At 41.7% G+C, this 9642-nt stretch carries 5 protein-coding genes and 1 pseudogene; 3 read left to right on the top strand and 3 right to left on the bottom strand.

Annotation, left to right across the window (positions count from 1 at the left end; translation table 11 throughout):
• The 3 genes and pseudogenes from Q1V93_RS15925 to Q1V93_RS15915 form a co-directional block, all read right to left on the bottom strand.
• Positions 1-421 (bottom strand): annotated as a pseudogene (locus tag Q1V93_RS15925) (hypothetical protein); the annotation flags it as partial.
• A 10-nt stretch (positions 422-431) separates the two neighbouring features.
• A complete protein-coding gene (locus Q1V93_RS15920) occupies positions 432-1358 on the bottom strand; it encodes a type IX secretion system membrane protein PorP/SprF (protein WP_300666013.1) in 927 nt (308 codons plus the stop codon).
• A 24-nt stretch (positions 1359-1382) separates the two neighbouring features.
• Positions 1383-5159, bottom strand: coding sequence for a gliding motility-associated C-terminal domain-containing protein (locus tag Q1V93_RS15915; protein WP_300666011.1), 3777 nt, complete (start codon positions 5157-5159; stop codon positions 1383-1385).
• Positions 5160-5340: 181 nt separating this feature from the next.
• Here Q1V93_RS15915 and Q1V93_RS15910 point away from each other — a divergent pair, with 181 nt between their 5' ends.
• From Q1V93_RS15910 to Q1V93_RS15900, 3 genes are all read left to right on the top strand, one after another.
• Entirely contained in the window at positions 5341-7689 is a 2349-nt protein-coding gene (locus Q1V93_RS15910; protein WP_300666010.1) for a hypothetical protein, read from the top strand.
• 103 nt (positions 7690-7792) lie between these two features.
• Entirely contained in the window at positions 7793-8356 is a 564-nt protein-coding gene (locus Q1V93_RS15905) for a LemA family protein (protein ID WP_300666009.1), read from the top strand.
• A gap of 9 nt (positions 8357-8365) precedes the next feature.
• Complete coding sequence (locus Q1V93_RS15900) at positions 8366-9286, top strand: M48 family metallopeptidase (RefSeq protein WP_300666008.1); 921 nt, start codon at positions 8366-8368, stop codon at positions 9284-9286.
• Positions 9287-9642: the final 356 nt, after the last annotated feature.

Here is a 9642-nt window from a genome sequence, read left to right as displayed (position 1 = left end):
CGTTGGATTTCACACTGTCCAACAAACTCTTCTGATAAGCAAGCATTTTCAGACGCAGCTTATTTTTCTTGTAGTATGATTTTAACAGCTCATCTGCACGTTCATAGTTTTGATTTACACGATGACAAGTGATCATCCGTGTAAACAGTGTTTCGTCCATACCATCGCCCTGCATGGTGTACAATTTCTCGTACCACTTGCTTGCCTTGGAATAATCTACTGTGTAGAAATAACTATTTGCCAGGTTACTGATCACCTCTTCGTCAGGCTCATTGGATTTCTTCAACTTCGAAACATACTTTTCATAGCTTTCAACCGCCATCGGGTAATTCAAACTAGCGTAGTATTCATCTGCCACGCGGGATTGAGCTTGTACTGAAACCTGTTGTAAAAAACAGAGTAAAAACAGAATTTTTTTCATAACTGATGAATTAAAAGAAACGTGGTGAACGAATGTTTTGAGTTTTATCAAACAAGGTATATCGGAAGATAATGTCATGAGAACCGTTGTTGTATTTTCTCAGTTTGGTAACCGAGAAATCGTACGAATAGCCTAAGAAAAAGGATTTCTTGAAGGTAATTCCCGCCAGGATACTTCCCGCATCTTTGTAGCGGTAAGCAAGACCAACGGTATATTTCTCCTGGATCAGGAAGTTGGCAGAAACATCCAATGTCAGAGGTGCACCTTGCACTAATTTTCCGAGAATCGCAGGTTTAAACTTCAGGTAATCCGTCAGATTAAAAACATATCCACCAATGAAGTACCAGTGAATAACTGAATTAATCGCAACTGTGTTTCCTGAATTATAGCGATCCGTTTTAATGAAACTTGGTGATGACAAACCTGCATACCAATTGTCTCCGTAGAGATAAAGCCCCGCTCCAACCAATGGTCGTACCCGGTTTTGAATATTATTCAAAAGTCCCGGATCATTTTCATTTAATACTTGTCCGGAAGACCAATTCACCGAAAGAACATCAATTCCTCCATTGATCCCGATCGACAATTTTGTTTTTGGAGACAGGTTCAAACGTACCGCAGCCGATGCATTCAAAAAGACTTCATTGGAAGGTCCCAGCCGATCTTTGATGGCGCTGAATCCTAATCCTATTCTATTTGAAACAGCTCCCTGGATCCCGAAATTCTGAGAATTCGGTGCTCCAGACATTCCGACCCATTGAGACCGGTGAATGAGGTAAGCTTCCAATCTGTTGCTGGTTCCGGTATATCCCGGGTTTACCGACATGGTGTTGTACATGTATTGGGTATATTGGACTTGCTGTTGAGCATGCAATGATGAAACGAGCATCATTGTAAGACCAATAAGTAATATCTGAGTATTCTTAAGTGCTTTCATGAGTTCTGATTTTTGCATTATCAATTAACGTTGTACATAAACCCATCCGACACTCTCGAATTCGGGGTTATTAATTTTCAAAACATAGTAGTAAGTTCCGGAAGGAATGGCATCTCCCGATCCGATTACTCCGGATACGTTCGCTATTCCGTTCCAGTTATTTTTGTATCCTGAAACTTCATAAATCTTGTTTCCGTAGCGGTTATAGATCGTCACCGAATTGTCCGGATAATTTTCAATGCATGAAATTGTCAGATTATCATTCATTCCGTCTCCGTTTGGAGTGATCTCATTGTAAACATTGAGACATCCCGGACTTGCTTCAACCGAAGAAGTATTGTTAATCGGATCAATGTCATTCGGGTTACCCGAAACAATTGTAGCGACATTCACGTAATTTCCGGTAGGATTTACTGTTACCACAATGGTTAATACTGCCGATGTTCCTGCATTCAAAACCGGGATCGTCCACAAACCATTTGTCGGATTGTAAGAACCGGAAGTTTGATTATGACTGTTATAACTGAATCCGCTTGGCATCACTTCGCTGACTTCCACGTTGGTAGTTGGCAATGTTCCATGATTTTCAACCGTGATGGTGAAAGTAATGTGCTCACCTACAAAAGGTGTATTGTTACTAACCGTTTTGGTAATCTCCAAATCTTCCCCGCCGCAGATAATCACTGTAACCGGAATACTCTGTGCTATTGAGACATTACATCCGCTCAACGTCTGGTAAGAAATTCCCAGTGAGAATGATCCCGTATTTTGCCACACAACCGTCACAGTCTGATCGGATGAGGTTCCTCCGGAAATAACCAGCCCTCCCGTAACAGTCCAGTTGTAATTGGTCATACCGGCTTGCGTTGTATAGGTAATCGTATCGCCTTTACACACTCCGGAAGTTTGTCCGCTAATTGTTGCCCCATTCGGACCTGTAATCACAACTGCTATTGCCAATTGCTGAGCACTTTCACAATTTGTCCCCACATTTGCAGCATAATAAGTCATTCCATTAACCAAAACGGTCGTACCGGGCAGCTGGTTTCCGGAAGCGTCATACCAGTGAATATTCGGTTGATTCACGTCCAGATCACTTACCGTTGCATTATCTGACAAACAGAAACTTTGAGTTGTATGACTTGTTGTCGGAGCAGGAACGTCTTCAATAACCGCATAGATCATCAATCGTTGTGTACTTTCACAATAAGTTCCCACATTCGCTGCATAATAGGAAGTTCCATTCACCAATAGTGTTCCCGGTGGAATCAGAGTTCCGTTTACCGGTTGGTCATACCAGGCAACATTTGGGTTATTAACTGCCAGATCATCTACTGTTGCGCTGTCTGACATACAGAATGTCTGGATAACGCTGGATGAGGTTGGCGCAGGTACATTTTCGAATGATACAGCTATTGCCACTCTCGTAACACTTTCGCAGTTTGTTCCTGCCTGTGCTCCATAATAAGTCATTCCGTTTACCAAAGGTGTTCCTGCCGGAATCATTGTTCCTCCGGACGGAACTGTATACCAGCTCACATTTGACGGAGTTACCTGCAGATCTTCGATCGTCGGGTTATTAACCGTACAAAATACCTGCGCATTGTTTGATGTTGTCGGCGCTTGTAATTCATCCACTGTTATGCTGATTGCAAGCTGTGCTGAACTTTCACATAGTACCCCTACATTTGTGGCGTAATACACCGAACCATTTGTCAATAATGTAGAAGGAGGTACCAGGTTTCCGGAAGCATCATACCAATGAACTACCGGTTCGTTTACCTGAATATCCGCAACGGTTGAAGAATCTCCGATACAGAATAACTGTTGTGTATTGGAGCTTGTTGGTGCCGGAACGTCATTCAGAACGACATTGATTGTCAGACTATCATAACTTTCGCAGAATGCCCCGACAGTTGTTGCATAATAAGAAGTTCCGTTCACCAACGGCGTTGTTGGAGCTAACAAAGTTCCTCCACCCGGTGCATCGTACCAATGAACGGAAGGTTCGTTAACTTGTAAATCGGCAATTGTAGCTGAATCGGCAACACAAAATGTCTGATTGGCATTTGCCGTTGTTGGAGCAGGTTCGTTATTGAGAACAATGGTTGCAACTCCTAAATTTCCCGGATAATTGACACACTGTGTAGCCGAATCACTTACCGATAAATACACATTTAAAGGTGACGATGCCGGTACTAATCCCGTTATCGTTAGTTCACCATTCGCATTGATAGAATAAACAGCACCATTCACCGTCATTCCATTCGTAATCGGCTGTGTAGCGGCATTATCCAGATACCAGGAAAATTGATTTCCCAGCGGACTATCCGGTGTTATAACAACAGTATGTCCGGGACAATAGCCATTGGGATTCAAATTCGGATCTATATCTGAAGGTTGTGGTGATTGTATAACGTTAATCGCAACTGGAGCACGAAGTGATTGATTCGTACATCCCGGACGCACTGCAGCGCAATACAAAACAGTGTCGTTGTAAAATGCCGGTGTTGTAAATACTCCACCCGAAGCAGAAATTCCGATTTCCGGGCCGGTTGCAGACGAATACCAGTGAATTTCCATTCCAGGCTCTAAGGCCGTTGCAACTAACTGAGCCGAAGTACCGGAACAAATCGTATCGTTCGAAACGGCAACCTGGAAAACCGGAGCTGCTCCGACCTTAAATACCTCCTGGAAGTTTATAAACTGACTGACGTTGAGTCCGATGATGGAATTATAGCTTAATACAATCCGATCGACCGGCACACCGGGCTGCAAATAAATCGTTACAATATTACCGTTGACCAGGGAGTCTGTCATCGCACTGTTCAACAGGTTCGTAAGAGTTTCCGAATATTGGGTTACGGCACCGTTTTGAGCACGGAATGAAATTTGTCCGCCGATATTCAATAAGGCCAACTGAGGATTTATCTGAAAACGAACTCCGAAAACATCCGACGGAAGTGATAATCCTTCGAAGTATACTTTTTGTTCAATAGAAGCCGGAAGAGATAAAACGCCCAAACTTAACTGTGAACAGGAGTTCATATTTTGGTCAACCGTTAAATGGATATTGTTCGCTCCGGCTCCTGCCAGCTGAATCAAATCCAGGTTTAAGCCCGTGGCATCATACGATGTATAGCTCGGAACGCCGCAATCGACACTTCCGTTTACATAATACGCTCCGAAAACGCGGAACTTCTTCATCGTTGACAAACCGATCAATGATCCCAACTGATTGGTAATCCGGATCGAATTGTACGGTTGATCAGGAGTAATCGCTATAAATGTTTCCGCATAGCGATTGACAACAATCTTCAACCGTTCACCCGAAAATTGAAATGGCAGCCAGGAACTGCCGGAAAGAACCGTTGATCCGTTGTTTTTTACCTGAACCACGAATTCCTGGTTCCCGTTCAATGCAACTCCGACGGTCGTCGCAAGCAGATCTCCGATGGATCCTCCCAAAAGAGAGTGGAGAATGTCATCATCCATTTCAACTTTCACGTAAGAAGTTTTGTTCGCCGGAACCGTTCCCGGAAAACGCACTTCGATGTATCCCGAATAGGCACCAATCCCGAGAAGCAAGCCTGAATTGGCCCGAATCTCTGCAAAGGAGTTCAAATTCTGATCGACTGCAAGTGCCGGATTGTCCACTTCGGAACTAGTTAATACTGTGTCTGCAAAAATGGTAGTTTGTGCATAAGAATCCGCAGGTAATGTCTGTCCTGCGAATAAGACCCCGGTATAAAACAATAGTTTTGCCCAAGAGCTTTTCAGTGATAGTGTTTTTGCCTTCATAATGAGTAGTCATTATCGGATGCAGATTTTGCTCTACATCAGTAATACAAAGTATTTCAAATGTAATTGAGAGCACACAAGTATTCAAAGTTCAAAATGTTCAAGTTGTTCAAAGTTTTTCCCCGGACATGCAGATTCATATCAACATATTGTTATTTTTATAGTACTAAGACCATTATTTATGCATTTCATCAAGACCGACCTGGACTCTCTCCGGAAGGACGTCTCGAACGTTTTTGGAAAAGAGATCCGCTACACCTCTGATACTGAAGAACTATCAGAAGAAATTTACAAAACTACCTCCAGAAAAATTTCTTCCACTACCATCAAACGATTTTGGGGACTGGCAAATTACAAGGGCTCCTTTGGCACTTATACGCTGGATAGTTTTAAGCTGTATATTGAACTTAAGGAGAGCAATCACAAAAAACAAGACCTGATAAGTATTTTATCTTATGTGAGTAATTCCTGCATTTCAGCAACCTTATCCGGCGTCCATAAATCCGGAAAACTGCTCAAAAGATCCTTTTTCGAAACGTACATGGACTCCTTTTTTCAAAGTGGAAAACCCCTGGGTGGTTTGATCGCTCCCGGAGGATATGGCAAGTCCTGCATTTTTGTCGATTATGTTACTTCATCGGAGAATAATGACCGGGAGAATTATTATGTGACTTCTTTGATGGCAAAAGAATTCGAATTGCTCTCAGAAATCCACAACGCACTCGCCAGAGGAGAACTTCAGGACAAACAAATTTTGTTGTTCATAGACGATATTACCGGTACCACTTTATCAACGGAAGACGTTAACAGGATGATTCATCTGCTGACTTCTCCGGTCATTTTGAATCCGAATCAACAGAATCTCCGGATTTTGTTCAGTACGCGATCTGCAAGCTGGAAATTTCTCCTCGCACCACTATTTACTCCCGACATCATTGCCCATTCCGTATTCGGAATCAGTGAAAGTACGTTGGTAGACAATTTTTCGAATGTCCCTTCATTAAGTCTGAGTGAGATCACTCAATTTTCCCATATTTTCTTTGAATCTCAGCACACGGATCCCACTTTAAAGAGTGAAATCCTGGATCAAATGGAACTTTCCGAGGATGGGCTCACCGATGTTCTTGCCGTTCCGCTCTATTTAAAACTGTTTCTGGCCCGATCCTTAAACGGGCAGGTTCACGACGAATTTTCGCTGATTGTTGAATTTTTCAAACTCAATATTTTCGATTTGCCTGAATCTGAATGGTACCAACTGATCTTAGACACGTTTTTGCAGCACTGCGATTTCGGGAAAAGTGGCAGGAGAATTCCTAAAAACATCCTGATGCCGCTGCTCAATCAAAACAAAGAAGCTTATCTGGATCTTTTGAGAAGCGGTGTACTGATCGAATCAAGCGGAAGAACCAAATATTCCTTCAACCAAGTATTTGTTCAGTTTTCAAATTCCAATTATTTGGAAGTATACGTGTTGCTGCGTTATTTATCACGCCACGCAGATCCCGGAAAAGAATTGCTTGAAGAAATCATGCAGGATTTCAATGATTCGGGAATGAAGTTCTACCTGATCAAGTGGCTGCTTTACGTACTCTTTGATCTGAAACTCGAAAAGGTCATTACCGAAATCTTCAATTACAAGCTGAACACTGAAAAAAACGACATCCTGGAACAAAATCTCATGGTATTCAACCACGTAATGAGTATGCAAATGCGTAAAGATCCGGAATTTGCAGATTTGCTGCTTCAGGAAATGGCAAAAAATAAAAATTGCCACCGCTACTATTTCGAGAAATGTGTTGATCTGGATTACCTGACAAAATATTACAAAAAAGGACTTACTTATTACCTGAAAGAAGCCCGCGAACTCAAATCTCAGATCCGGGGAAATCATTTATTATTCCTGGAAGGATTCCTGACAAACAACACAGCACAATGTAAAGAAACGGTTTCTTACATCCGGAGTCAGAAGGAACATTGGAAGAAATTAAAAAGCTCTCCTTACGCCTGGGCCATCAAAAGTGATTTGCTGTATTCGACTTACTTTGAGAAGAAAGCCAATTATCCGGTTTCTGACTTACTCAGTATTTCTGAAGAAATTCTCCGGTCAAAGGAACCCGTTATGAGTGATTTCCTGACTTTTCAATGGATGATTATGGAAGCACTGATCTGGGTGAACCGGAATGAAGAAGCACTCCTGCTTGCAGCATATACGGAACAGCATTACCGGGCTCTTCATAATTATAAGAACACCGATCCTTATTTCAATTTCATGCTCTACAAGGCATTTGCCTTGCTCAGAACCGGAAAAGCGCATGAAGCAGAATGGATCTTCCGGGGATTGGATCCTTCAATGACGTATATCGTATACACGAACAAGAAACAATACTCATCGCTTCAGTATCAGCTATTGAAGCTCGAAATGATCAAGCATAGTTCCGAAGGAAATTTCGAAGAACAAAAAGCGCAATGTCTGAAAATTGCTCATAATTTGGGGTATACATTCTTCATTGAACAGATAACAAACATGTAAAACAGGGATTTATGATCAACGTATTGCTTTCGTTAAGATTTCTTAAACCCTCTCACGAACAAAAATTAGTGGTATATTCGCTTAACATTATAAACTTAAAAAAATGATCGCTGGACTTATTATTGCGGGTGTTGTATTGATTTTAATCCTTTGGTTAGTTTCTATCAACAACCGCCTTGTTTCACTGAAAAACAACCGCGAAAGCGCTTTTGCCGACATCGACGTGCAATTGAAACAACGTTATGATTTGATTCCTCAATTGCTTGGGGCAGTTAAAGGATATATGAATCACGAAAGTGAAGTGTTAACGCGTGTAACTGAGGCTCGTTCCAGATGTTTGCAGGCAGGAACTATTTCTGAAAAAATCAACGCCGAAAACAATTTGGGTGCTGCTTTGAGTGGATTGAACATTCAAATTGAAGCTTACCCGGATTTAAAAGCAAACACGAATTTCATGAATCTGCAAAATGAGATCAGTGATATTGAAAACAAACTGGCTGCGGTTCGTCGTTACTTCAACTCTTCTACCAAAGAGTACAATAACGGTATTGAGCAATTCCCAAGTAACATCATTGCAAACTTCAAGAATTACAAAACAGAACCGATGTTTGATTTGGGAGTTGAGCAACGTCAAACGCTTGACAAAGCACCGGAAGTTAAATTCTAATCGATTTTAATGGCAGCTTATATTGGTCTTCACGAACAAATTCGTAGCAACAATTTAAAATCATCTTTGATATTGGCTGGATTCCCGTTCCTAATTTTAGCGGGAGTCTATACCTTTTTCTTTTTCATGATGGGTGGAAAAGAACACATTGATCAGGTGAACCAACGATTCATCACAACGATTCCTTTCGTGATCGGTGGTGTGCTGATCTGGTTTTTGATCGCTTATTTTGCAAACTCATCGTTGATCCAAATGGCTTCCAATTCGCGGCCTTTGGAACGAAAAGAAAACATGCGCGTTTACAACCTCACAGAGAATTTATGTATGTCTGTAGGGATGAAAATGCCACAACTATTTGTCATCGACTCTCCTGCATTGAATGCCTTTGCGAGTGGAATCAATGAAAAAAGTTATGCTGTAACCCTCACAACCGGAATCATCGATCATTTGAATGATGATGAACTGGAAGGTGTCATTGCCCATGAACTTACCCATATCCGCAACAAGGATGTTCGTTTGCTGATCGTTTCCATCATCTTTGTCGGAATTCTTTCTTTCGCAGTAGATATCTTATTGCGAAACCTGCTCTGGGGAGGAGGGAGAAGAGACAAAGAAGACAATAAAGGAGTTTTGATTGCGCTGGTTATTTCAGCCGTAGCATTGTTATTGTCGGTACTCTTCAAGTTCGCCTTATCCCGGAAAAGAGAATACCTGGCAGATGCAGGTGCCGTTCAATTGACCAGAAATTCGCGTGCTTTGGCTTCTGCCCTTCGTAAAATCTCCGGTCACTCGGAAGTAAATTCCGTAAGAAGTGAAGATGTAAAGCAAATGTTCATTGAACACAAAGCATTGGACGGAGCAGGATTTGCAGGTTTGTTTGCTACGCATCCTCCTATTGAAAAACGCATTGCTGTTTTGGAGCAGATGTGATCATGAAACCAGAAGTAAGTATGATCAGCATTCAATTGTCATAATTGGCTGTTTACAGTTACTTATTTTGTATACTCTTTATAATTGCGACGATTATTCCCATGCATACGAGAAGAAGAAAAATTCTGCTGTTAATGCATCTGATTTATTAGATTGCAATCAAATTCGATAAGGTATTCGCACAACAGCATTTTCTTTAAATCCCTTATCGCCACTGGGCTAATAGGTACAACTTGCCCCGCCACTGCGGGATGTCTATCCGTCTTTTCTGCTTTGGAAAAAGGAAGAGGAAACTAAATCCTGACAATCAGCTTCACATTAAACCTCCGCTGCGTCAGATAATTCGGAATCGAATA

This window comes from Fluviicola sp., assembly GCF_030151805.1.
GTDB lineage: Bacteria > Bacteroidota > Bacteroidia > Flavobacteriales_D > Crocinitomicaceae > Fluviicola.
Note: the sequence above shows the minus strand (reverse complement) of the source record. Positions and strands in the feature narration are given on the sequence as shown.

What these genes read in the sequence shown, in the direction of transcription:
- Q1V93_RS15920 (WP_300666013.1), bottom strand. Translation starts at nt 1,358, where the DNA reads ATGAAAGCACTTAAGAATACTCAGATATTACTTATTGGTCTTACAATG.
- Q1V93_RS15915 (WP_300666011.1), bottom strand. Translation starts at nt 5,159, where the DNA reads ATGAAGGCAAAAACACTATCACTGAAAAGCTCTTGGGCAAAACTATTG.
- Q1V93_RS15910 (WP_300666010.1), top strand. Translation starts at nt 5,341, where the DNA reads ATGCATTTCATCAAGACCGACCTGGACTCTCTCCGGAAGGACGTCTCG.
- Q1V93_RS15905 (WP_300666009.1), top strand. Translation starts at nt 7,793, where the DNA reads ATGATCGCTGGACTTATTATTGCGGGTGTTGTATTGATTTTAATCCTT.
- Q1V93_RS15900 (WP_300666008.1), top strand. Translation starts at nt 8,366, where the DNA reads ATGGCAGCTTATATTGGTCTTCACGAACAAATTCGTAGCAACAATTTA.